The sequence below is a fragment of the Chamaesiphon sp. genome (assembly GCF_041737865.1).
GTDB lineage: Bacteria > Cyanobacteriota > Cyanobacteriia > Cyanobacteriales > Chamaesiphonaceae > Chamaesiphon.
In genome coordinates this window covers 1-23,374 of record NZ_JBGSQZ010000290.1, presented here as the reverse complement: position 1 = coordinate 23,374, position 23,374 = coordinate 1, and the positions used below count along the sequence as shown (strand labels likewise).

The window sequence follows — 23,374 nt, the reverse complement described above, 5'->3', positions numbered from 1 at the left end:
ACATGTCACAAACAGGAACATTCAAAATCCAAGTCTATCGCTTGAAATAAGGCTTGAGCCGTGTGAGCTGGAAACTCTCATGCACGGTTCTTAGGGGAGGGGAGAGCGGTGACGCTCGAACCTTACCCGACAATATGCCCTAGAACCAGCACACGAAGCAACTTTCCACGCTCGAAGTTATGGCTTTCGGACGGGACGTTCCGCGCATGACGCTCAGAAAATCCTATTCTTAAACCTAAAATCCGATGCCAATGGAATAGATAAAAGAGTGATAGAGCTTGATATCGAAGCATGTTTCGACCGGATTAACCACTCTGCAATCATGGATAATCTCATTGCTCCAGCAAAACTAAAACTCGGTATTTTCCGTTGTCTAAAAGCTGGTACAAACGTAGGATTTCCAGACCAAGGAACACCACAAGGTGGCGTGGTTAGTCCACTGCTAGCCAACATCGCACTCAATGGAATCGAGAATACCCACCCATCAATTCGCTACGCGGACGACATGGTGATAATCCTGAAACCTAGCGATAATGCTGAATTAATACTTGAAGAAATCAGCGCGTTCTTGTCAGCCAGAGGAATGAAGGTCAGTGAAAAGAAGACCAAAGTTACTGCTACGACAGATGGATTTGATTTCCTCGGGTGGCACTTCAAAGTGCAATCAAACGGAAAGTTCCGATGTGTTCCTTCTATGGATAATCATCAAGCATTCCGCAAGAAAGTAAAATCCATCGTCAACAACTCGAACTATGGAGCGAAGGTAAAAGCCGAGAAGCTGGCACCAATCGTTAGAGGCTGGAGGAATTACCATCGGTTCTGTAAAATGGATGGCTCAAGGGATTCCTTGTACCATATCCAACACAGAGCTTTTAAGGTATTCAACAAGGAAACCAAACAGAATCGCTATACAACCAAAGCATTATTGGATAAAGCATTCCCGTCAGTTTCCTACTCCGAAAACAAACACGTTAATGTCAAAGGCGAGAAATCACCATACGACGGCGACGTAACCTACTGGAGCGTGAGAAATTCAAAGCTCTATGACGGCATAACCTCTAAAGCCCTCAAGTGGCAAAACCATTCATGTAAAGCCTGCGGACTCAAGTTTGTAGGGGATGAAAAGATTCATCTACATCATGTAGACAAAAATCACAATAATTGGAAGCGGAATAATCTTGTAGCAATACATGAATCCTGTCACGATTACATCCACATGAGCAGGGCTTAACCGCCTAGTAATTCGGGAGCTGTGTGAGGTGAAAGTCTCATGCACAGTTCTAACTGAGAGGGGCTGGGATTAATATCCCACCTCGACTCAACCCAAACTGCACTGGCATTTACCAATGCTGTGGGCGAATTAGCCGAAGCCCAAGCACATCATCCCGCGCTCTTGACAGAATGGGGCAAGGTAACTGTAACGTGGTGGACGCACACCGTCGGTGGTTTACACCTTAACGATCTGATTATGGCAAAAAAGACGGACGCGATCGCTAAACAATTTAATTAAACTACCCCAACTCAAAGTGGTTAAAACCACTCCTCATGATGCAAAGTCCACCTAAAGCTGTACTAGTTTATTAGTCCGTACAGGTGGACTTTGCACTCTGAGACACGATTTTAATCGTAGACATTTCAGTAAGTAGCAACTTTGGGTAAACTACTCAACTAGAAGCACTGGTATAAAATCTCAGCGCAAATCGCCAAAAGTAATTCGATACAATCAGCAGCACTACAGCCAAACAGCCACCACCAGCAATCCACGCCGGATCGCCTCGTCCTAGCAGCGTCTGAGCAGGCACAGTAGTCAGAAATGCCACCGGAATCACAAACGTAAAAAAGAAGCGGTACGTGGCAGGATAGGCTCCGATCGGAAAGCGTCCAGCCGCCAGCAAACCCCGCAATACCTCAGTGATATTATAAATCTTGGTAAACCAAATACTCGTCGCACCCAGGATAAACCAGAGGCTGTAAATAATCGTCACCCCAAACAGAATGGGAATCGCACTGAATAGATAAGCACCCACCCCCACACCCAGCAGACTCCCAGCATATAAAACGATCGCCAAGCCAAATACCATATCTGGCAGTCCCCACAATGAGAAACTATGGAAAGATAGCCAAAACTGAGAACTAATTGGCTTGAGTAGCACAAAATCCAAAGTTCCGTCTTGTACGTGCTTGACAATCCGATTGAGATTACTCGCTAGAAATGTACTAGAAAATCCCTCTAAGAATGTAAAAATACCCACAACAATTAACGCCTCTTGCCATTTCCAGCCTTGAAAGTTATAACCCTTTCGATAGAACAAAAATAAACTAAATAAACTTCCAGCCAGCCCGCCCAAACTACTCAAGGCTGCAAAGACAAAGTTCAGCCGATATTCTAATTCTGCTGCGATCGCTGTTCTCCAAAAAATCTGAATTATATTAAAATATCTCATAGTTAGGCTTTAAGCTTTAGGTTTTAGGTTTTAGGTTCGGCTGTCGATCGCAGACTGACTATCGGTTTTTATGGATCGACCATTCATAATTAGGCTTTAGGCTTTAGGTTTTAGATTTTAGGTTCGGCTGTCGTTCACAGACCGACTATCGGTTTTTCTCGATCGACCATTATCAGGCTCCCATTCCTGAATACTGCCGCAAACCCTTGCGCCACAGCCAACGATTGACGATCGCTAGTACCAGCCCCCACACAAACATCACCCCAATATTGTGGACAAAATCAACTTTCAATCCAGTCAAAATACTAGCTGGAAAGTTGACAATATAAGGAAATGGTGTCCACAGAGCGATCGATCTTACCTCGGGCGGAAAGATTTCTAGCGGCGCAATCGCCCCTGACAAAAACAGACTCACTAAAAATAAGACTTCCTGAATCGAACTAGCTTTTTCTGTCCAAAATGCAAACATTGCTAAGGTATACTGAATCAGAAATTGTAATGCAAATGCACAGGAGATCGCGATCGTAAATAGTCCCATCTGACCCAAGCTAGGTAGCCAAAAAGCACTTGGATATAGTAAGAAAAATAACGCAACTAATCCAAAAATAAATGGCAATCTGGCAAATCGTTCGCCAATATGCGACCACACATGGTGCCAGACAGGATCTAATGGTTGCAACAATCGAAACGACAGTTTGCCATCGACAATCTCGCGCTCAAAATCCCAAATCACCCAGACTACCGTAAGTTGTCGCACTAGATAAACAGCCAAGAAATACCGCGCGAATTCTACCGAAGATAAACCAAAGTCGCCCTGCTCTGCTGCTTGAGTCCACACGCCCATGAGGATGAACGGCAATGACCCTGAAAGTGCCCAGAGCAGGAGTTCCGCTCGATATTCCAGCATGAAGGCGTAGTAGGTCACTAGCAGCGATCGAGAGACTCTAAATGCTTGTTTCATAAGTGTAAACAGTTGACAGTTGATAGTTGAGAGCGATTTCAATACGGTTCGGTTAGCTAGCGGTTGAAACCGCAGCACATGAAGCAAAGTCCGCCTACGCGGACTCAGACTAGCAAAGGTATCACTTTAACCGTTGGCGAAGCCTGCGCTTTGCGCTTACCGTATTGACAGCGATTTGCTCTTGCAGTAGGGTTCGCCGAGAGGGCTGGTTTAAGAGAGGTGTTTGGCATTGCCGGATTGGAAGATTTGTCCGATGACATCATCGATTGGTGGATCGCTGATACTGAGATCTACTACTTCTAAGCGTTCCAACATCTGAGAAATAGTTTTGGTGAGTAGTTCCTGTGGGACTAAAAATTTTACCGATGCACCTTCGATTTCTTGTACCTGGGCGTATGTCTCTAATTTGTCGTGGGGATAGATCTGTGCAAATTCTATTTTCACTTCTCGACAGGGTGAAAATCTCTCTACCAAACCATTAAGACTTCCGTCATATATTAACTGTCCCTGATGAATCACCAGCACTCGATCGCATAGTGCGGTAATATCCGCCATGTAATGGCTAGTCAGCAAAATTGTGGCATTATAACGCTGATTATATTCCCGTAGGAATTGCCGTACCGCCACCTGAGCATTCACATCCAATCCTAATGTCGGCTCGTCGAGAAATAATACCTGCGGTTCGTGTAGTAGTGCTGCTAGTAATTCGGCTTTCATGCGTTCGCCCAAAGACAGCTTCCGCACGGGTTGAGTGAGTTTGCCTTGAATCGAGAGCATTTCCGCCAATTCGTGGATCCGAAATTCGGCAGTTCGATCGCTCAAACCATAGACAGCAGCATTGATCTTTAGCGAATCCAACGCAGGTAAATCCCAGATCAACTGCTGCTTTTGCCCCATGACTAGAGTAATTTGCTTGAGGAATGCAGCTTCCCGCTTGAAGGGGATTTGCCCACCCACCTTTACCAGCCCTGTGGATGGATGAATCAAACCACTGAGCATTTTTAGTGTCGTAGTTTTACCCGCCCCATTTGCGCCTAAAAAGCCGACAACTTCCCCAGCTTCGATCTGAAATGAGACATCCCGAACCGCATTGATTTGTTTATACGTGCGTTGGAAAAAATGCTTGATGGTACCCTGAAAGCCTGGTTCTTTGATAGCAACTGGGTAAACTTTGCTCAGGCGATCGACAGTTATACTAGCCATGCACACCGTATCTAAATTCCAACCCGCTCTACTCAAACATTGCCGTTAGCGTTCCCTAGAGAACTGATGCTGGCTGTGAAAGAAGTAGAAAAGTATTATCTAACAATATAATCGATTCACCAGGGGAGCGGCATCCGGGAACGACTGCGGAAGTTGCCACTAGATTGCCGATCGGTCTAAATTATGGAAACTCTCTGAGCCGATCGAGTGTCGTAAACTGGTGTAGGATAGTTGCGCGTGTCGCGATCGATCCCGCTGTGTAATCTCGATCCTTGAGGGCAAAATCGATGTTTTTTAGTATCGTCATTCCTACTTATAACCGACTTCCCATTCTCCAAAAATGTCTGTTAGCTCTAGAAATTCAGACTCTCGATCGTCAAATTGTGACTGACTATGAGATCGTCGTCGTCGATGATGGTTCGACTGATGGGACGATCGAGTGGTTAAATAGTAGCACGGCTCAATTGCCCCATCTCAAATTTTATGAGCAAGCTCACAAAGGTGCATCAGCCGCGCGGAATCTCGGAGTAGAACAGGCACAGGGAGACACGATCGTCTTTATCGATAGTGATATTGTCGTCACGCCGACATTTCTCCAATGTCATGCTGATACACTATTGCAACGGCAAAAAGTATTAGGTGACGATCGAGTCTTCACTTATGGCGCGGTAATTAATACCGCCAACTTTGAAGCACCCACTACCGAACCTTACAAAGTGCTGGACTTTTCTAATGCTTATTTTGCCACTACTAATGTGGCGATCGCCAGACATTGGTTGCTGGAAGTTGGCTTATTCGATCTGGGCTTCGATCTCTACGGTTGGGAAGATTTAGAGTTGGGAGTACGGCTCAAGAACCAAGGGATCGAGATGGTGAAATGTCCTGAAGCCGTCGGTTATCATTGGCATCCAGCCTTCTCACTCGATCGAATTCCGCGCCTGATCGAGCAAGAATTGGAACGCGGCAAAATGGGTGTTGTTTTTTATGAAAAACATCCCACCCTAGATGTAAAAATCATGATTCAGATGACAGTTTTTCACCGGATCTTATGGAATATTTTATCTCTGGGCGGTTCGCTAAATGAACGCACGATGAAACCATTATTAAAGTGGCTGATCGATCTGGGGAACCCTCAATTAGCCGAACAATTTGCCCGCATTTTTCTCAACCAGTACAGCGTCCAAGAGGTACATCACGCCTATCAATTAAGTCTTAAAACTAGTAAATAAGTATGAAAACTTGGCTGGCTACCTGTGCCATTATTGCTCCATTAATTATTGTCTTACCTGTTGCGGCTATGTCTTCGACAGAAGTAGCAAAAATCGCCAAAAGTGTGACTGTCGCGATTAGAACGCCCGACGAGCGCGGCTCTGGAGCAATTATCGATCGCACTGGCAATACTTACACCGTCTTAACTGCCGCCCATGTAGTCAAAAAAACCGATAACCAGTATACGATCGAGTTAGGTGATGGTCAAAAATACCCCGTCAGCGCACGGCAGCTAGCAGCTAATGGTAATGTCGATTTAGCAATAGTCAAGTTCCAGAGCGATCGCACTTATCCAGTGGTCAAAATTGGGGACTCTGATAGCGCGGTAGAGGGAAGTATTGCCTATGTCGCAGGCTTTCCGCTAGCAACTGCGGCAATCTCTGAGTCAGTTTACACCTTTAGCGATGGCAAAATTACGGCTAATAGTTCCAAACCTTTTAGTAATGGTTATTCGATCGTTTATAGCTGCAATACATTGCCTGGAATGAGTGGCGGCCCAGTATTTAACGATCGCGGCGAACTGATTGCCGTTCATGGTAAGGGGGATGTCCAAGCAAATACCAAACAATCTCAAGTCAATGCCAATATCTGGGTAAAAACTGGATTTAACTTGGGAATTCCGGCGAATACCTTTACCCAAATGGCGAATAAGATGGGCGTAAAAATTGGCGGACAGACTGCGCCAGTAATTGCTACTGCGCCGCGAAATACCACCGCCGATGATTTCTTTGTCACAGCAGCCACCAAATTTCGCCAGGGAGACTATCCTGGGGCGATTTCTGGGTTCGATCGAGCGATCGCGACCAAGCCCAACTACACGGCGGCTTATATTGCTAGAGCAGAGGCAAATCTCTACCTGGATAATGGTACAGAAGTGATTCGCGATGCTAATCTCGCATTGAAACTAAATCCCAGATCTGATGAGGGTTATGCCCTCAGAGGTGGCGGCAAAACTAGTATCGGTGACGCTCAGGGAGCATTTGCGGATTTCGATCGAGCAATTGCCCTCAATCCGCGTAATGCCCGGAGTTATCTCTATCGCGGTCTAGCCCAGGTGCAATACGCCGATCCGAATAAGGCAATTCGATCGATCGACCAAGCGCTAGCACTCGATCCCAATCTCGGCGATGGCTATAGCGTGCGCGCAGTAGCTAGGTATCTAATTGGCGATCGTCAAGGCTCTGATTCAGATTTCAGCCGCGCTCTGGAAATTAATCCCAATAGTTTCCTCGCTTATATCTACCGAGGATTCGTGACAGTCAATGCTGGCAAAAAAGCAGCGGGATTTGCCGATTTAGCCAAAGCAATCGCGATTAGTCCCAGAAATCCCCTCGGCTATAATCTGCGCGGACAGGCTTATGCTGCCATTGAAGATTATCCTCGGGCGATCGAGCAATTTAACCGCGCGGTCGAAGTCAAGCCCAATCATGATGGGGCTTACGCTAATCGAGGGGTGGCTTATATGGGGCAAAAGAATTACCAGCAAGGTCTAGCTGATGTCGAAAAAGCACTCCAAATCAATCCAAGTAATGACACTGCCTATCAAGGTCGATCGATCTACTATATTAGTGCCAAAAATTTTCAGCGCGCGATCGCTGATGCCAATCGGGCGATCGAAATTAATCCCGTATCTCCTGACTCGCACTTTATCCGAGGACTGGCATACATCGGATTAAATAACCGCGCTCAAGCTAGAAGATCGCTTCAAGCGGCAGCCACACTTTACCAAAAACGCGGCAATCGTAAAAGCGAGCAGGAGGTAATGACACTATTGAAATTGCTCTAATTCAATACCGCCCTCGACCGAGCGACCTCAAAATTGTTACAGTTAATGAAGAAGCTCCAAGATCGCCAAACATCATTGAATTATGACTTCAGTACCGCGTATCTGTATCCTCGGTGGGGGATTTGGTGGTTTGTATACTGCCCTCCGGTTGCATCAACTCATCTGGGAGCCAGGACAAAAGCCAGAAATTACACTGATCGATCGTCAAACTAATTTTTTATTTACACCCCTGCTCTACGAATTAATCACAGGCGAAATGCAGAGCTGGGAAATCGCGCCACCATTTGCCGAACTCCTGAAAGGAACGGATATTCGCTTTGTGCGAGGATCTGTCAAGCAGGTCGCGGCTGATGCGGATCTGGGCCAACAAATCCAAAAATCTGTCACTCTGGAAGATGGGACTGAAATTCCTTACGATCGATTGGTATTGGCTCTGGGCTGTGAAACTCCCTCCGATCTCGTTTCTGGCGTAATTGAAAATGCGATTCCCTTTCGCTCTCTAGATGATGCCTACCGACTAGATGCTAAATTGCGGGTACTCGAAGCATCTGCGATCGAAAAAATTCGGATCGCGATCGTCGGTGCTGGTTATACTGGCGTAGAAGTCGCCTGTAAACTTGCTGACAGGCTCAAAGAACGGGGACGGATTCGCCTGATCCAATCGCGAGATACCATCCTGCCAAATGCTAAACAATTCAACCGGAATGCCGCCCTCAAGGCTCTAGAACAACGGGGAATCTGGGTAGACCTCGAAACTAATGTTTCGGAGATTACCGCTGACTGGATCGGGCTGACTTACAAGGATAAAACAGATATTATTCCGGTCGAGATTGTGATGTGGACAGTGGGAAATCAGGTAAGTCCAGCAATTAATCACTTTGGATTGCCACTAAATGCTCAGGGGAAAATTACCGTTTCCGAAACATTGCAAGTCACAGACAATCCCGAAATATTTGCTCTAGGTGATGCTGCGGCGATTCTCAACACTGGCGGTCAAATTATCCCCACCACGGCTCAGGTGGCATTTCAACAGTCTGATTTTGTCGCTTGGAATGTCTGGTCATCCCTCACCGATCGACCACTGCTACCATTTAGCTATACCGATCTCGGTGAAATGATGATTTTAGGCGATGATAATGCCGTTCTATCTAGTTTTGGGATTCAATTTGATGGCCCTCTAGCTTATCTTACCCGTCGCCTCGTCTATCTCTATCGTCTCCCTACGCTAGAGCATCAGCTCAAGGTTGGGTTCAATTGGTTGACGCAGCCGTTGGTGAAGTTATTGAGTTAGGGATTAGGCTTTAGGCTTTAGGGGAAGAAAAGGTTTTAGGGACTAGACTTTAGGCTTTAGATGTTAGATTTTAGGGAAAGAAAAGGCTTTGGGCTTTGGACTTTGGGATAAGAAGTTAGAAAGAATTAGTTGTTTGAAAACTTTAGTTATAGTTTCTCGATATCAAGCTAAATATCTTCCCTAAAGCCTAACATCTAAAGCCTAATTCATAATCCCCTACCTCAAGCCTCAAGCCTAACTTAGATTGTCATCCCATTGTGAATAGTCGCGTTCTTGAGCACAACTACAATCCCACTGCGAATGTAGAAACCTTGCTCTTCGCGTTGGGCTTCTTGAACACCTTCTTTGTTGATAATCATCACATCGGAGCCGATGCGGGCATTCTTATCGATGATGGCACGGCGAATCGTCGTATTGGCACCGATACCGATGGGGATGCCGCCAGTTTCTACTTGAGTTTTGCGTTCGGGGGCATCTTCGTAGAAGTCAGCACCCATCAGGAGGGAATCTTCGATCGTGCAACCATCCATTACTCGCGATCGGACACCCAAAACTGAGTGATGAATCCGACACTGTTTAATGATACAACCTTCGCCAATCATTGATTCGGTAATGTGGGAATCTAATAACTTGGTGGGTGGGAGATAACGAGAGCGGGTATAAATGGGGGCTTGTTCGTCGTAGAAACTAAATGGTGGTGTCGGTTGCTGAGTGAGCGCGAGATTGGCATCGTAGAAAGATTCTATCGTCCCGATATCTTCCCAGTAACCATCAAAGAGGTAAGCTTGAATATTATGGGTAGCTGAAGCACCAGGAATGATTTCCTTACCAAAATCGGTTTGCTCTAGAGATTTTTTGAGCAAATCTACGAGGACTTGCTTCTTGAAGACGTAAATCCCCATTGAAGCAATATAGGGCTTCTCGGCTGATTGTTGGGCATTAAGACCCAATTTAGTCGTATCTACACGCATATTTTTCAGTTCGTCACCTTTAGGCTTCTCACTGAATTCGACTACTCGCCCAGATGGATCGATTTTCATCAACCCAAATTCTGAAGCATTTTTCTCGCCGATCGGTACCACAGACAGGGTAATATCAGCATTGGTATCGCGATGACGTTCGACAAATAACCGATAATCCATCCGATAAAGGTGATCGCCGGAGAGGATCACGACTTCATCGACATCCCATTCTTCGATCGTTGACAAGTACTGACGCACAGCATCGGCTGTACCCTGAAACCAGTCTGGGCTATCTTTAGTTTGTTGAGCAGCGAGGACTTCGACAAAGCCATCACTAAATCCCGAAAAATTGTAGGCGCGGGATAAGTGCCGATTGAGTGAAGCGGAGTTAAATTGAGTCAAGACGTAGATTTTGAAAATCTCGGAATTGATACAGTTGCTGACAGGGATATCAATCAACCGATATTTACCTGCAAGTGGAACTGCTGGTTTTGCCCGCAGCTTTGTCAGGGGATACAATCTGGTACCTGCACCACCACCTAAAATCATTGCTAAAACTTTTTTCATAATCACCTCTAAAAATAGCGATCCCGTCTAGATCGATCGTCATCACTGGGGGTTTGATGGGGATCTCCACCATTACTGCCCTGACAATATCGATCTAGACAACTTCTATCATCTGATAACTTGGGTACATTCGGGTTGCTTCGATCGGTATTTTCTGCTACTTTGTTATGTTGGCTTTGGTTAAGCGTCATGTTTAAATGCTTGTGGCAAGCCAATCGGTAGGCGATATATACTTGCGGATTACGAATATTGCTGGTGTGGGCAAAACCCAGATCTGGGGGTTCCGACCCCCAGATCCCCCGTTGAGAGGCGGGACCAGGGTGGTTTCATACACCGAAAGAAAAATAGTTTAGTTCACTTCAGTGAACTTTTGCTGTTAGCCCGAACTTCAGTTCAGGGCGGTTGAGGACTAAGCAAGTGGGTGTGTGCATTTTTATTTTCTTGTATGAAACCACCCTGCCCGTTGAGAGGCGGGACGCCGCCTCTCAAACTCTCCTGTCTTGACTCGCTGTCTTGTCGTTTTTTTATTCGGGGGTTCCCCCCGAATAAAAACGCCGCTAAACCGTCGGGGAACCCGACGAGCGCGAGTCGCTGCGTATGGATGGCTTGTGGGTAGCGGGGTGCGGCATTCGCTCCATTTTAGATTTTAGTTGGGGGTTGCTATGATAAGATGTTTGCTGGGCATGGCTTGCAATGATGTTCTTAACGCATTTGCATAGCCGATCCGTTAGGAGACACTGACGTTAAACTATTCTAGAGATTAACTGCTGGCGGGAGAAAAATTTAATTTGTCTCCCGCCTACAAATTAGAAATCGCTAAAATTAGCGATCGAATCCACCACCCGTTTCACCACTTCATCGACACCAATTGCGCCCAATTCGCCCCCAATTCGGGTGCGAATACTGATTGTGTTGTCCTCTACTTCTTTACCCCCGATGATGCCTACAACGGGGATCTTCTCCTTCTCAGCGTTGCGAACCATCTTGCCTAACCGCTCGTTGCTGGTATCTACCTCAGCCCGAACGCCGAGCATCAGTAACTTTGCACAGACTTCCTTGGCAAAGGGGATAAAGTCTTGAGCGACAGGAACTAATCGCATCTGCACTGGAGCCATCCACAGCGGAAAATCACCAGCATATTCTTCGATCAAAATCCCGATTAGACGTTCGAGGGAGCCGAACGGGGCGCGGTGAATCATGATTGGACGTTGGCGGCTACTGTGTTCGTCGATGTATTCTAGTTCAAACCGTTCGGGGAGAATATAATCTACCTGGACAGTGCCCAATTGCCACTCGCGATCGAGTGCATCACTAAAGATAAAATCGAGTTTAGGGCCATAAAAAGCTGCTTCACCAATCCCGATGAAATGATCCATCCCCAGCTTTTCAACAGCGCGGGTAATTGCTCCTTCAGCTTTATTCCAAGCATCATCAGTACCGATATATTTATCAGAAGCTGGATCGCGGAAACTCAGCCGCGCTTTGAAGTTTTTCAGGCGGAGTTTATCAAATACTGAAAGGATTAAATCAACGACATTTAGAAACTCTTCATCTAACTGTTCTGGAGTTACAAATAGGTGAGAATCATCGACTGTAAAGCCGCGTACGCGAGTTAAACCGCCAAGTTCGCCGGATTGCTCGTACCGATAAACCGTTCCAAATTCAGCATAACGAATCGGTAAATCTCGATAAGAACGCAGCTCGCTTTGATAGATTTGGATATGAAAAGGACAGTTCATCGGCTTCATCACAAAGCCAGTATCGGACGCAATATCTTCGAGATTGTCCGCCATAATTGGGAACATATCTTCCTTATATTTCTGCCTGTGTCCCGATTTCATGAATAGATCGGTTTTGGCAATGTGGGGCGTGACTACAGGTAAATACCCCCGTTTAGTCTGTTCCTTTTTGAGAAAGTCTTCTAGAGTACTCCGCAGAATTGTCCCTTTGGGTGTCCATAATGGCAAACCAGGGCCGACCAATTCTGAGAAGATAAATAAACCTAACTCCTTCCCGATTTTTCGATGGTCGCGGCGCAATGCTTCTTCCTTGCGGCGTTCGTATTCGGCGAGCTGTTCGGGAGTCTCCCAGGCGGTACCATAGATCCGTTGTAGTTGCGCCTTGGTTTCATCCCCGCGCCAATATGCACCCGCCACTGCTTCAAGTTTAAAGGCTTTGGGATTCAAATCGCCAGTATTTTCGAGATGCGGCCCCGCGCACAAATCCCACCATTTATCACCGAGATGATAGAGGGTAATCGGTTCTTGCAATCCAGCAAGGATTTCTAATTTGTAGGGTTCGTTGAGAGCAGAGATTCGCGCCTCAGCTTCAGCTTTGGTGACTTCATCGCGCACGACTGGCAATTTCTGATTGACAATCTTGATCATCTCCCGCTGAATTGTCTTCAGATCCTTGTCTGTAAAGGCATCAGGGCTATCAAAATCGTAGTAGAACCCATTTTCGATCCACGGGCCGATCGTCACAAATACCTTGGGAAACAGCTTCTGTACCGCCATCGCCATCACATGGGAGGTAGTGTGTCTAATTTTCTTGAGGGTTTCCGATTCGCTGGTTTTGGGTAGATGGATTTTCTCTGGCTGTTCGGCGTTGGACATGGGTAGGCTGTTCCCTGGAATTTGCATATTTCTGACAGTGACATAAAGGTCGTGACAACTGTTAGATATATCTGTACTCAATCTATTTTACCCAGTTATCTGCACGGATAGCTGGAGTGAGGCGTACTTGGATGTTTAGATTGATTTGGTAAGCGGTATGAGTAAATGCACACCCGCCAATCGCAGCTACAAGCTACGATCCTAAAAACAGTGGGGACGGTTAGAACAGCGATTGAAATCGCGCAGCTAAAGCTGCTGCTCATAGTGCGAAGTCCGCCGTCGCGGACTCAGATATCCTAACCAAGGTGGCGACTGCCATAACAACAGTGGGGACGATCGATTATCTCTACTGCTGTTAAAATTTTAGAGAACGCGATCGATTATTTCAATCGAGCATAAAATCAAAAGCGACGGTTTGAAGGGTTTCCGTCAGAGTAAAGATTCGAGCGAGATGATGTTATTGACACGAGCGATAGCTGTAGCACTTACTTATCTCTAAAACTATAGAGCAAGATTCTAATGATTCAAGTAACCCAAGAACGCAAGAAAAGTTTTTCTAGTTTCAGTTACAAAGAGGCGTTCCAGCAGTTGGGAATTGTTGAATTGCAGCGTTGGTATATCGAGGCTGAACCCGTAGCAATTAGCGATTTTTTTAGACAACGACTAGAACGGTTGCAGCGGTTCGATCTGGAGAGCTTGGAAGTGTCCAAGGCGTTGCTGATTGATGCGATTTGTGAGGAGGGGTTGGAGGGATTCGATTGTCTAAAGGTATGGAAAGGAGCCTATTTGGAAGGGGAGAAGACTTGTGGAAATGCGGACTATCTGATTGCCGAGCGGCGGGGATATTTGGAAGCACCCTATGTGTGTGTAATCGAGGCGAAGAAGGATGACTTCGAGCAGGGAGCGGCGCAGTGTTTGGTAGAGATGCAGGCTTGTCAATGGGTGAATCGACAATTGGGACGGGAGATCGCGATTTATGGGATTGTGACGAATGGTGAGGGGTGGAAGTTTTATCGGCTTGAGTTGGATGGAGTGGTGTCAGGATCTCTGTTACATGGGATTGGCGAAATGTCGATTTTGTTGGGGTTGTTGCGGGTATTCTTTGGATTCTGCGAACAGAATTTAAATTAGATCGCTGCTACACAGTCAGAATTAATGAAACCCCACTAGAACATATTAGGCAACTAGATTTGATATCATTGAATGAAGGTTCTCTGGATTTGCAGGCATTTTGTATGACTATTGCCCAATCGCCACCGACGCTATCACTGCCAGATCATACCCAGCTACCTGAGTCGGATGGGACATTTGTGAAGAATTTTCAAGAACATCCACAGAGTATCTTGCTAACTAGTTCTATTCGCCCTGTGCTGGAACAACTGCACCCAGATGGACGCTACTGTATCGGTCAAGACTCGGGTATTTATTGGCGATCGATCGAGCCGCCAGAGCGCGGGGCAGAAGCACCAGACTGTTTCTATGTCCCTAATGTAGCTCCGTTGCTGGATGGCAAGTATCGTCGCTCTTATGTGATGTGGAAAGAGATAGTTGCGCCTCTAATCGCGATCGAATTTGTCTCTGGTGATGGCTCCGAAGAGCGCGATGCCACCTCTCCTTTTCTCAATCCAGAAGCAAAAGCTGGAAAATTTTGGGTTTACGAGCAGGCGATTCGCATTCCGTTCTATGCTATCTATGAGGTGCAGAAAGCATCGGTCGAAGTCTACGAATTGGTTGCCCAAAGATATCAGCTATTAGAAGCAAACGATCGCGGTCACTACGCAATTTCGTCTCTCGGCGTGGAGTTAGGGATCTGGCAAGGGAAAGTAGATAACCAGACTTTGCCTTGGTTGCGCTGGTGGGATAGCAACGGTAACTTACTCCTAACTGGAGAGGAACGGGCAGATTTAGAAAAACAACGGGCAGATGTAGAAGAACAACGGGCAGATGTAGAAAAACAACGGGCAGATAGACTTGCTGCCAAACTACGAGAAATGGGTGTAGATCCCCAAGATATCTGAGCGAGTCTTCAGAAAAATCGTAGGTTGGGTAGAGCAACGCGAAACCCAACGAACACACCAATACCCTAGAAATGTTGGGTTTCATTCTTCAACCCAACCTACCGCTACTACTACCCACAAGGAGTTTACCCATGCGATCGGCCCTACATATCACAGCTAAAGTACTACCAGGCAACCGACTCGAAGTTCAGCTTCCTGACGGCGCAGAAGGTCAAGAAGTCGAAGTATTTATCGTCATGCCAATCGTTCCCGCTCATACTCCAGATTCCAGAATCGCTCTCTTGGCTGAAATGTCCCGCGACCCAGGCATTCAGGCAGAAATCGCCGCGATCGATCGGGAATTTGCAGTTGCGGAAATGGATGGACTGTAAACCTGATGAGTATTAAACGCGGACAGATTTATTTTGTCACCCTCGATCCGGTTCAAGGACGCGAACAAGCTGGAAAAAGACCAGCTCTCGTACTGTCGATCGATGAAATCAACGATTTACCACTAGTTGTAACCGTCATTATTGGCACAAAGGGAACCACAACGACTAGAGACTACCCAACCAACGTGCGCGTTACGCCAGCAGAAAGTGGATTACCTTTAGAAACAATATTTCTTGGTTTTCAGATGCGTTCGCTAGATTCCCATCGGTTCCCTAGCGAACCAGCCGGAACCCTGACTGCCGATAAAATGCTCGAAGTTAGAACAGCAGTCCGCTATTGCCTTGGACTGTAAAACTCATCTTGGGGCTTACCCGACCGCAGCTAATTAGCTACCCATTACGTAGCCAATCCCCCAAATCTAAATCCCGTAACCCCAAGCAGCAATCCATGAATCGTCATGCCAATGCTATTTCCGGTCGTCTCAACCTTCGCCATTCCCAGCGGGATTCGTTAGCAATACTCGATCGAGTCTGCGACATCCTTCCCCAAAAAAACGATCGCGGTCAACTTTTTAAGTCAAGTCATCTGTAACTATATAATTTTAAAATTTAGAAGAATTCTCAAAAGCGGTTTCCGTTTATTAATGCTATAAATTCAGATCTTGACGATCTAAAATCTTTGCTAGAAATTAATAATAAAATTGCTTGACTATCTTTTATTTTATCTATTATAGTTTATGAAAGTGCTCTTGAAAATATAAGAGTAAAAAATAAAATTATTGCTTGCATTTTAATTATTTTTACATTAATGTTTTAATGAAAGATTCACTACCTGACGAAAGAGAGCTACCTTCCAATAATCTTCATTTCTGTAAATTTTACGATCTTGAAGTTTGCTTAGGTTTTTTGACTGATTGTAAATACTCTGATTTTGAGGAAGTGGAGAGTGGGGAGGACGGAGAGTATGCCTTTTGGTGTAATGAATGTGATATAAATTTTAGAATGACTTGGGATGAGGCTGAAAGACAGAAAATAGAATTTGCTAAAAATTCTGATGAGATTGAATATAGAAGTAGTTACGTGCCAGAGCCTAAGTTCAAGGGGTTTAAGCCTAGCAATTCTAACAAGAAAGTCAAACCTAAAAAATAAATAATATCAACACTTTTTTCTTACTCACTAGTAAATAGGTATATCAAAATCAGTCATGTAGTGCTATTGATTGCTATTTAATGCCAATAAGCCCACCAAAATTCGACTTACCACACACTAAAATGCCATAACCATTGCAGATCGATGGTTATGGCATTTGTCACTCGTCCACTATACTCGGACTCTGACTCCCAGAGACGATCTCACTTGCCAGGTTAACCAACAGTTTGCGGAATATTTAAAAAAACAGTAGGGGTAATTCATGAAGTACCCCTACTGTTTTGAATCGCTAGTTATCCAGATCGATTATTCCAATCCAGCGTAGATAGCCAGATCCCCTAATTCATCCTCGATTCGTAACAGGCGGTTGTATTTTGCCACCCGTTCGCTCCGACACAGGGAACCCGTCTTGATTTGTCCCGCACGAGTCGCAACTGCAAGATCCGCGATCGTGGTATCTTCAGTTTCGCCAGAGCGATGACTGATAATTGATTTGAAGCCGTTGCGAGTGCCCAGATCGATCGTTTGGAGAGTTTCGGTGAGGGTGCCGATTTGATTGAGCTTAATCAAAATGGCATTGGCTGATTTCTCCTTAATGCCTTGGCGCAAGCGGACGGAATTGGTGACGAATAAGTCATCGCCGACTAATTGGACTTTCGAGCCAATTTTTTGGGTGAGCAATTGCCAGTTTGCCCAATCCTCCTCATGCAACCCATCTTCGATCGAGATAATCGGATACTTGGTAGTCAGATCGGCTAAATAGTCGATGAATTCACCAGGTGTATGACTACTCCCGTCGTAGATATAGTTACCATCTTTGTAAAATTCACTCGCTGCCACATCGAGAGCCAGCGCGACTTGTTCGCCAGGTTTGTAACCTGCGGATTCGATCGCTGCCATTAGCAACTCTAATGATGCCTGATTGGACTCTAAATTAGGCGCGAAGCCGCCTTCATCACCTACTCCAGTCAAAAGACCCTTTTCGTCCAAAACTTTGCTCAGAGCGGCAAATATTTCGGCTCCCCAGCGGAGGGCTTCTCGGAAAGAAGTCGCACCCACAGGCACGATCATAAACTCTTGGAAGTCGATGTTATTTGCTGCGTGAGAGCCACCATTGATCACATTCATCAATGGTACGGGTAGCAGATTGGCTAAAGGGCCGCCCAGATAGCGATAGAGTGGGACTCCCAGCGCGTTTGAAACAGCTTTGGCATTGGCGAGAGATACCGCTAAAATAGCATTAGCCCCTAACTTAGATTTAGTCGGCGTACCATCTAGCTCGATCATCGCTCGATCGATCGCGATTTGATCGAAACCATCCATCCCTTCCAGAGCTGGGGCGATTTTGTCTTCTATATTGGCAACAGCTTTGAGGACACCTTTACCGCCATAGCGACTGGGATCGTCATCCCGCAATTCGTGGGCTTCAAAACTGCCTGTTGATGCGCCACTAGGGACTTGAGCTAGCCCAAATCCACCATTTGCTAAGTATACTTCGGCTTCTACTGTCGGACGACCACGGGAATCGAGAATCTCTCTGGCTCTAATTTCCGCAATCGCCATATCTGGCATATTCATAGTTATTCCCTCTTCCTTGCGATCGCGATCGATCTTTGAGTAAACAATACAGCTCGACACCCTAATTATCCGTCCTTGGGCACCGATCGGTGCCAACACGTTATCATACGTCCTGAAGACACCTCAATTAGCAAATTTAGCTACCAATTTTTTAAATTAGGTTATCACAGATATGCGTTTATTACATACAATGCTGCGAGTCGGCGATCTAGAAGCATCCATTCGCTTCTACTGCGACGTGTTGGGGATGAAGTTGCTCCGCCGCGATGATTTTCCAGATGGACGGTTTACGCTAGCTTTTGTCGGCTATGGAGATGAATCAAACCACACAGCGATCGAACTGACTTACAATTGGGATACATCCGCATATACGCTCGGCGATGCCTATGGTCACATTGCGATCGGGGTGGATGATATCTATGCTACCTGCGACGCAATTACAGCTAAAGGCGGCAAAGTGATTCGCGCTCCAGGTGCGATGAAACACGGTACGACGGTAATTGCCTTCGTCGAAGACCCCACTGGATATAAGGTTGAATTAATTCAAGTCGGAAAATAGCATCGAGATCTGTAGGGGCAGGTTTATGCTATCGATATCGTTGGCGTAGCCTCTCGGAACGAGAATCGTGCCAAAAATTTAATTCAAACCTGCCCAAACCCCACCAGTAATTAATAAAACGTTCGCCATAACTAAATTTTATAATAGACTGAAATTGAGATAGTGGTCAGTGCCCACCCTACTGGGACGACCGGACTAAAACTGTGGGTAAAGCGATCGCTCAAAATATTACTGATTGTATTTTTTAGAGTTCTGAATGCCCACAATTTTAGTCCGGTCACGCCACTACAAAGTTACTAATCCCTAATCCCTAAAGCCTACCTAACACCTAATACCTAATCCCTAAAGCCTAATACCTAAAGCCTAACCAATGTCCCAAATACCGATTGGAGTAGAAGTTGAAAGACATCGCGCCGCGATTGTGCGGAACGATTTATCTCGTCCGGTACGGCTGGCGATCGAGTCGGATATTATTACGACAGAGACGACTATTTTTGACTATGGTTGTGGCATCGGTGAAGATGTCAGAAGGTTAAAATCGGCAGGTTATAACTGCGAGGGTTGGGACCCTTATTATTTTCCTGATGTCGAGGTGCGCGCGGCGGATGTAATTAATTTAAGCTATATAATTAATGTGATCGAAGATCCCGCAGAGCGAGATTTGGCATTGATTCGAGCGTGGGATTTGACTGGGCGAGTATTGATCGTTGCCGCCCAGATTTTGGTTAATGATTTGAGTGGGATGTTAGCTTATGGCGATGGTATATTAACCAAGCGCAATACTTTTCAGAAATATTATCAACAGGCAGAATTAAAAGAGTATATCGATCGAATACTTACAGTTGATGCGATCCCGATCGGATTGGGAATTTTTTTAGTATTTCGGGATGAATGTCAAGCCGAAAGTTTTCGGGCGGCAAAACTGTATACGCGGATGACGACACCGCGAGTAAGAGTTGAGAGCAAACGGTTTGAAGATTATCAATTTCAGCTCGCGCCGCTGATGGCGTTTGTCAGTCAGCGCGGACGTTTGCCGATTAAAGGAGAATTAGCCGCAGAAGCTGAACTAGCTAGCGAATTTGGGAGTATTAAACGTGCCTTTCAGATCGTTTTAACTGCTACAGATGAAGTAGAATGGGATGCCATTGCTTATCAGCGATCGCTCGACTTACAAGTTTATCTGGCTTTAGCACAATTTGGAGAAAGACGGAGTTTGCGGAAGCTATCTTCATCAATGAAAGCTGATATCAAAGCATTTTTTGGAAGTTATGAAGAAGCCTGTGAAGTTGCCGATCGATTATTATTTAAGATCGGCGGATCGGGTGTAATAAAACAGGCTTGTCACCACAGTAATATTGGTAAATTACTACCTGCGGCTCTATATGTCCATATTTCTGCCCTGAACGAAATCGATCCCAAACTTCGACTATATGAAGGGTGTGCGAGTCGAAATATTGGCGGTATGGAAGATGCGAATATTATTAAGTTTCATACAGATAAACCCTGCATCTCTTATCTTTATTATCCTAACTTTGAATCGATCGCTCATCCCACATTACAATGGTCGATACTAATTGACTTGAGAGATCTAAGTCTGCGGTTTCGCGACTATTCCCAGCAGGAAAATCCGCCGATTCTGCATCGTAAAGAAACCTTTCTCAGTCAGAATCATCATCTCTACTCAAAGTTTGCTAAATTTACTAAATCTGAAGAAAAGGCTGGGCTATATAGCGAAACTAAAACTATCGGCAATCAGCGAGGATGGGAAAAAAGACTTCAATCCTGTGGTGTGCAGATTAAAAATCATCGGGTAATTCGCAATTTGTAAGCTGTTTAGCTACTTGAGCGGAGGGCAGGTTTCTGCTTGATTTTAGATTAATAACGTCCTCGATTACATCAACCCGCCCCTCTAAATTGAAAGATTCCTCGTTAAATAGACTTCCTGCGAAAGTGAAAGCAAAATCTTTTTTAATACTATCTTCGTCCAAAACTTTCCCTAAAGCCTAAAGTCTAAAGCCTAAAGCCTGACTTTCGCAGGAAGTCTAATTTTTGGATGCAACTAGGATTAAGATTAAATAGGGTAAATAATCACCCTGACGAACCAGCAATATTTTTGTCCTAATTGTGAAACTATATACTTACCATACCCCCGAACGCACACCTTCAGACGAGCTTCCAGTTTGTGCGATCGCGATCGATGTGCTACGAGCCACCTCGACAATAGCTGCGGCACTTCAGTCTGGAGCCGAGGCTATTCAAGCTTTTAGCGACATCGATACGCTGATGAAAGTAAGTGACAAATGGCCGCCCGAATTACGTTTGCGCGGTGGAGAGCGGGGCGGGGCGAAAGTTGCTGGTTGCGATTTGGGGAATTCGCCGTTAGACTGCACTCCAGCAGTAGTCGGCGGGAAGCGGTTATTTATCAGTACCACTAATGGTACTCGTACCTTGCAGCGCATCCAGGATGCCAAAATCGTCCTCGCAGCAGCTCTAGTCAATCGTCAAGCGATCGTGGATTATGTCGTCTCCCAGCAGCCAGAGACAGTGTGGATGGTAGGATCGGGATGGGAAGGTGACTATTCTCTAGAGGATACCGTGTGCGCGGGGGCGATCGCCGATAGTATTATTACAAAATTAGGTGTACCTTTAGCAGAAGTCGCGGGTAATGATGAGCTAGTAGCCTCGATCGCACTCTACCGACAGTGGAAAGATAATTTACTCGATTTATTCTACCTTGCCAGTCACGGTCAACGTTTGGTGAGATTAGAATGTTTTGCAGATCTCAAGTTTTGTGCGACTCCCGACACGCTAAATATTGTGCCGATTCAAACTAGTTTAGGCGTATTGCAAGTAAATTAAGTCGATTTCCTCCTACGTTACTGACTTTTAGCCGATCGACTAGCTAATATTTGACATTGTGCGGCTAAGTACGTCATCATATAAACATTTTATATAGTGCTTATATGATGCTCGACCTCAGCAGATACATCAACTCCCTATCCAATTTCAAGCGAAACACTACTGATTTTGTCGATCGACTCAAAGAAACTAAGTCGCCGCTAGTCCTGACGATTAATGGCGTATCCGAGCTAGTCGTTCAAAGTGCCGAAGGCTATCAGCAGTTGCTCGAACGGATTGAGTATCTCGAAACAACTGCTGGAATTAGACAGGGACTCAATGAATTAGAAAAAGGTCAAGCGGTTGCAGTTATTCCTGCACTTGAGACACTGAGAACCAAGCTCCAACAGCCTCAAGCATGAATTACAGTAGTTATTTGTAGGGAAAGGTAGGCAATATCGACTTTTATTTATAGTCGATCGAGGACGTGTTTATATTTTGTACGTTCGTCATTCTAGCCAATCTTGGTTGAATGAATAAATAAATAGTATAATTTATTCCTAAAAGCTACGATCGACAAGCGAACATTGAAACATCTAGTTTATATTTTACCTTATCTAAATCTAGGCGGCACCGAACGACAAGCATTGAGTCTGATCCGCGAGTATCAAGATCGCTATCGGGTAACATTGCTTGCGCCGACGGGCAAAGGTTTGCCACCTTTTTTAGAACAACAGCTCGATTATTGTGAATTTACGGCATGGGAGCGGAACTTTTTTAAAGGGTTGCGGGAATTGATTGCTGGAATTAAAGCTGCTCAAAAGCGTCAATCGATCGATCTAATTCACGTTCATGGCGCACATGAACTGATGATACCAGTCCGGCTATTATTTCCTCATCTACCGATCGTCTTTACCGTACACGGTTATCACGGAGCTAGTGCTGAAATTAGTTATCGTTTAGCATGTTTATTTGCCAATCTCTGGGCGACAAGGGTAATTTGTGTCTGTCAAACTGAATACGAGCTTTTAGTCAAGTTTGGGATGAATCCAGCCAAACTAGAGATGATTTATAATGGCGTACCGATACCAACACTCGATCGATCGAAAGTAGCATCTCTAGCACACCAATTTAATTTAGATCCGACTACCCAAACAATTATTGGCACAGCAGCAAGACTTGCTGAAGCCAAGGGATTGACATATTTATTGCAAGCATTCGCACGAGTAGCAATAGATAAACCCAACTTACGTTTAGTTATCGCAGGTGTGGGAGACTTAGAACAACAACTCAAGCAGCAATCTCAAGATTTAGGGATTGCCACTCAAACTATTTTTGCGGGATACATCAACGATCTACCCGAACTAATAAGTTTATTTAATTTCTTTGTTTTACCATCACTTCAAGAAGCATGTAGTTTAGCTTGTGCTGAAGCAATGGCTCAACAAAAAGCAATTATCGGCACTACTGTCGGTGGTATAGTCGAACAAGTTACCGATCGTAAAACTGGATTTCTAGTTTCACCACAAGATGTCGATACCTTAGCAGCTAAAATCCAATATTTACTCGATCGACCGGAATTAGTCGATGAATTTGCGAAAAATGGGAGAAAAAGATATGAAGAATATTTTGCACTCGATCGGATGTTAATTCAGACAGAATCTTTGTATTCTCAGCTTTTAAATTAAGCTTCAATATTGGTGCGTTACGCTGTTACGCCGTCTTGTCGTTTTTTTATTCGGCGGCGGTTTTTATTAGGGGGG

The 23,374-nt window shown here is 45.3% G+C and carries 21 protein-coding genes and 2 pseudogenes; 16 read left to right on the top strand and 7 right to left on the bottom strand.

All coding sequences use genetic code 11. The annotated features are described in order from the left end of the window. Nucleotides 1–130: 130 nt before the first annotated feature. Both ACEW9J_RS22405 and ACEW9J_RS22400 read left to right on the top strand, forming a co-directional pair. Nucleotides 131–1,231, top strand: a pseudogene (locus ACEW9J_RS22405) (group II intron reverse transcriptase); the annotation flags it as partial. Between the two features lie 93 nt (nt 1,232–1,324). After that, nucleotides 1,325–1,510, top strand: a pseudogene (locus ACEW9J_RS22400) (4a-hydroxytetrahydrobiopterin dehydratase); the annotation flags it as partial. A 154-nt stretch (nt 1,511–1,664) separates the two neighbouring features. Here ACEW9J_RS22400 and ACEW9J_RS22395 read toward each other — a convergent pair. The 3 genes from ACEW9J_RS22395 to ACEW9J_RS22385 all read right to left on the bottom strand — a co-directional run bounded on the left by ACEW9J_RS22395 (nt 1,665) and on the right by ACEW9J_RS22385 (nt 4,608). After that, entirely contained in the window at nt 1,665–2,444 is a 780-nt protein-coding gene (locus tag ACEW9J_RS22395; protein WP_373547290.1) for an ABC transporter permease, read from the bottom strand. A gap of 172 nt (nt 2,445–2,616) precedes the next feature. Next, complete coding sequence (locus tag ACEW9J_RS22390; RefSeq protein ID WP_373547289.1) at nt 2,617–3,405, bottom strand: ABC transporter permease; 789 nt, start codon at nt 3,403–3,405, stop codon at nt 2,617–2,619. Nucleotides 3,406–3,615: 210 nt separating this feature from the next. Continuing rightward, nucleotides 3,616–4,608 (bottom strand): ATP-binding cassette domain-containing protein, encoded by a 993-nt coding sequence (locus ACEW9J_RS22385; RefSeq protein ID WP_373547288.1) that lies wholly within the window; start codon nt 4,606–4,608, stop codon nt 3,616–3,618. A 287-nt stretch (nt 4,609–4,895) separates the two neighbouring features. Between ACEW9J_RS22385 and ACEW9J_RS22380 the strand changes: the two genes are divergently transcribed. The 3 genes from ACEW9J_RS22380 to ACEW9J_RS22370 all read left to right on the top strand — a co-directional run bounded on the left by ACEW9J_RS22380 (nt 4,896) and on the right by ACEW9J_RS22370 (nt 8,954). After that, nucleotides 4,896–5,837: a glycosyltransferase family 2 protein gene (locus tag ACEW9J_RS22380; protein WP_373547287.1), complete on the top strand. Its 942-nt coding sequence runs from the start codon at nt 4,896–4,898 to the stop codon at nt 5,835–5,837. A 2-nt stretch (nt 5,838–5,839) separates the two neighbouring features. Further along, nucleotides 5,840–7,663, top strand: a complete 1,824-nt coding sequence (locus tag ACEW9J_RS22375) for a tetratricopeptide repeat protein (RefSeq protein WP_373547286.1) — start codon at nt 5,840–5,842, stop codon at nt 7,661–7,663. A gap of 82 nt (nt 7,664–7,745) precedes the next feature. Continuing rightward, nucleotides 7,746–8,954, top strand: a complete 1,209-nt coding sequence (locus ACEW9J_RS22370; protein ID WP_373547285.1) for an NAD(P)/FAD-dependent oxidoreductase — start codon at nt 7,746–7,748, stop codon at nt 8,952–8,954. Between the two features lie 239 nt (nt 8,955–9,193). Here ACEW9J_RS22370 and ACEW9J_RS22365 read toward each other — a convergent pair whose 3' ends face one another. From ACEW9J_RS22365 to thrS, 3 genes are all read right to left on the bottom strand, one after another. Then, nucleotides 9,194–10,483 carry a glucose-1-phosphate adenylyltransferase gene (locus ACEW9J_RS22365; RefSeq protein ID WP_373547284.1) on the bottom strand — a complete coding sequence of 430 codons (1,290 nt, stop codon included), beginning with the start codon at nt 10,481–10,483 and terminating at the stop codon, nt 9,194–9,196. 8 nt (nt 10,484–10,491) lie between these two features. Then, complete coding sequence (locus ACEW9J_RS22360) at nt 10,492–10,674, bottom strand: hypothetical protein (protein ID WP_373547283.1); 183 nt, start codon at nt 10,672–10,674, stop codon at nt 10,492–10,494. A gap of 615 nt (nt 10,675–11,289) precedes the next feature. Beyond that, nucleotides 11,290–13,098, bottom strand: a complete 1,809-nt coding sequence (thrS, locus tag ACEW9J_RS22355) for a threonine--tRNA ligase (protein ID WP_373547292.1) — start codon at nt 13,096–13,098, stop codon at nt 11,290–11,292. Between the two features lie 519 nt (nt 13,099–13,617). Here thrS and ACEW9J_RS22350 point away from each other — a divergent pair. The 6 genes from ACEW9J_RS22350 (at nt 13,618) to ACEW9J_RS22325 (ending at nt 16,636) form a co-directional block, all read left to right on the top strand. Continuing rightward, nucleotides 13,618–14,229 carry a hypothetical protein gene (locus ACEW9J_RS22350; RefSeq protein ID WP_373547282.1) on the top strand — a complete coding sequence of 204 codons (612 nt, stop codon included), beginning with the start codon at nt 13,618–13,620 and terminating at the stop codon, nt 14,227–14,229. A 104-nt stretch (nt 14,230–14,333) separates the two neighbouring features. After that, nucleotides 14,334–15,116, top strand: a complete 783-nt coding sequence (locus tag ACEW9J_RS22345; RefSeq protein WP_373547281.1) for a Uma2 family endonuclease — start codon at nt 14,334–14,336, stop codon at nt 15,114–15,116. Nucleotides 15,117–15,187: 71 nt separating this feature from the next. Then, on the top strand, nt 15,188–15,487 hold the full coding sequence (locus ACEW9J_RS22340) for a hypothetical protein (protein ID WP_373547280.1): 300 nt from the start codon (nt 15,188–15,190) through the stop codon (nt 15,485–15,487). Between the two features lie 5 nt (nt 15,488–15,492). After that, on the top strand, nt 15,493–15,840 hold the full coding sequence (locus ACEW9J_RS22335) for a type II toxin-antitoxin system PemK/MazF family toxin (protein ID WP_373547279.1): 348 nt from the start codon (nt 15,493–15,495) through the stop codon (nt 15,838–15,840). A 95-nt stretch (nt 15,841–15,935) separates the two neighbouring features. Then, nucleotides 15,936–16,079, top strand: coding sequence for a hypothetical protein (locus tag ACEW9J_RS22330; protein WP_373547278.1), 144 nt, complete (start codon nt 15,936–15,938; stop codon nt 16,077–16,079). 224 nt (nt 16,080–16,303) lie between these two features. Then, nucleotides 16,304–16,636, top strand: a complete 333-nt coding sequence (locus ACEW9J_RS22325) for a hypothetical protein (RefSeq protein WP_373547277.1) — start codon at nt 16,304–16,306, stop codon at nt 16,634–16,636. Nucleotides 16,637–16,942: 306 nt separating this feature from the next. Here ACEW9J_RS22325 and eno read toward each other — a convergent pair whose 3' ends face one another. After that, a complete protein-coding gene (gene eno, locus ACEW9J_RS22320; protein WP_373547291.1) occupies nt 16,943–18,208 on the bottom strand; it encodes a phosphopyruvate hydratase in 1,266 nt (421 codons plus the stop codon). A 178-nt stretch (nt 18,209–18,386) separates the two neighbouring features. On the opposite strand from eno, the gene gloA reads away from it, so the two are divergent. The 5 genes from gloA (at nt 18,387) to ACEW9J_RS22295 (ending at nt 23,299) form a co-directional block, all read left to right on the top strand. Then, nucleotides 18,387–18,773, top strand: a complete 387-nt coding sequence (gloA, locus tag ACEW9J_RS22315) for a lactoylglutathione lyase (RefSeq protein WP_373547276.1) — start codon at nt 18,387–18,389, stop codon at nt 18,771–18,773. 370 nt (nt 18,774–19,143) lie between these two features. Continuing rightward, nucleotides 19,144–20,601: a DNA phosphorothioation-associated putative methyltransferase gene (locus ACEW9J_RS22310; RefSeq protein ID WP_373547275.1), complete on the top strand. Its 1,458-nt coding sequence runs from the start codon at nt 19,144–19,146 to the stop codon at nt 20,599–20,601. A 296-nt stretch (nt 20,602–20,897) separates the two neighbouring features. Then, nucleotides 20,898–21,632, top strand: coding sequence for a 2-phosphosulfolactate phosphatase family protein (locus ACEW9J_RS22305; protein WP_373547274.1), 735 nt, complete (start codon nt 20,898–20,900; stop codon nt 21,630–21,632). Between the two features lie 104 nt (nt 21,633–21,736). Next, the gene (locus ACEW9J_RS22300) at nt 21,737–22,033 is read left to right on the top strand and encodes a type II toxin-antitoxin system Phd/YefM family antitoxin (protein WP_373547273.1); all 297 of its coding nucleotides are present in this window, start codon (nt 21,737–21,739) and stop codon (nt 22,031–22,033) included. Between the two features lie 165 nt (nt 22,034–22,198). Beyond that, entirely contained in the window at nt 22,199–23,299 is a 1,101-nt protein-coding gene (locus ACEW9J_RS22295; protein ID WP_373547272.1) for a glycosyltransferase family 4 protein, read from the top strand. Nucleotides 23,300–23,374: the final 75 nt, after the last annotated feature.

Bases quoted from the DNA above. Each gene is read 5' to 3' on its own strand.
- ACEW9J_RS22335 (WP_373547279.1), top strand. From the start codon at position 15,493: ATGAGTATTAAACGCGGACAGATTTATTTTGTCACCCTCGATCCGGTT.
- eno (WP_373547291.1), bottom strand. From the start codon at position 18,208: ATGCCAGATATGGCGATTGCGGAAATTAGAGCCAGAGAGATTCTCGAT.
- ACEW9J_RS22385 (WP_373547288.1), bottom strand. From the start codon at position 4,608: ATGGCTAGTATAACTGTCGATCGCCTGAGCAAAGTTTACCCAGTTGCT.
- ACEW9J_RS22330 (WP_373547278.1), top strand. From the start codon at position 15,936: ATGAATCGTCATGCCAATGCTATTTCCGGTCGTCTCAACCTTCGCCAT.
- ACEW9J_RS22300 (WP_373547273.1), top strand. From the start codon at position 21,737: ATGATGCTCGACCTCAGCAGATACATCAACTCCCTATCCAATTTCAAG.
- ACEW9J_RS22310 (WP_373547275.1), top strand. From the start codon at position 19,144: ATGTCCCAAATACCGATTGGAGTAGAAGTTGAAAGACATCGCGCCGCG.
- ACEW9J_RS22360 (WP_373547283.1), bottom strand. From the start codon at position 10,674: ATGACGCTTAACCAAAGCCAACATAACAAAGTAGCAGAAAATACCGAT.
- ACEW9J_RS22390 (WP_373547289.1), bottom strand. From the start codon at position 3,405: ATGAAACAAGCATTTAGAGTCTCTCGATCGCTGCTAGTGACCTACTAC.
- ACEW9J_RS22345 (WP_373547281.1), top strand. From the start codon at position 14,334: ATGACTATTGCCCAATCGCCACCGACGCTATCACTGCCAGATCATACC.
- ACEW9J_RS22325 (WP_373547277.1), top strand. From the start codon at position 16,304: ATGAAAGATTCACTACCTGACGAAAGAGAGCTACCTTCCAATAATCTT.
- ACEW9J_RS22370 (WP_373547285.1), top strand. From the start codon at position 7,746: ATGACTTCAGTACCGCGTATCTGTATCCTCGGTGGGGGATTTGGTGGT.
- ACEW9J_RS22350 (WP_373547282.1), top strand. From the start codon at position 13,618: ATGATTCAAGTAACCCAAGAACGCAAGAAAAGTTTTTCTAGTTTCAGT.
- ACEW9J_RS22395 (WP_373547290.1), bottom strand. From the start codon at position 2,444: ATGAGATATTTTAATATAATTCAGATTTTTTGGAGAACAGCGATCGCA.
- thrS (WP_373547292.1), bottom strand. From the start codon at position 13,098: ATGTCCAACGCCGAACAGCCAGAGAAAATCCATCTACCCAAAACCAGC.
- ACEW9J_RS22340 (WP_373547280.1), top strand. From the start codon at position 15,188: ATGTTGGGTTTCATTCTTCAACCCAACCTACCGCTACTACTACCCACA.
- ACEW9J_RS22375 (WP_373547286.1), top strand. From the start codon at position 5,840: ATGAAAACTTGGCTGGCTACCTGTGCCATTATTGCTCCATTAATTATT.
- gloA (WP_373547276.1), top strand. From the start codon at position 18,387: ATGCGTTTATTACATACAATGCTGCGAGTCGGCGATCTAGAAGCATCC.
- ACEW9J_RS22365 (WP_373547284.1), bottom strand. From the start codon at position 10,483: ATGAAAAAAGTTTTAGCAATGATTTTAGGTGGTGGTGCAGGTACCAGA.
- ACEW9J_RS22380 (WP_373547287.1), top strand. From the start codon at position 4,896: ATGTTTTTTAGTATCGTCATTCCTACTTATAACCGACTTCCCATTCTC.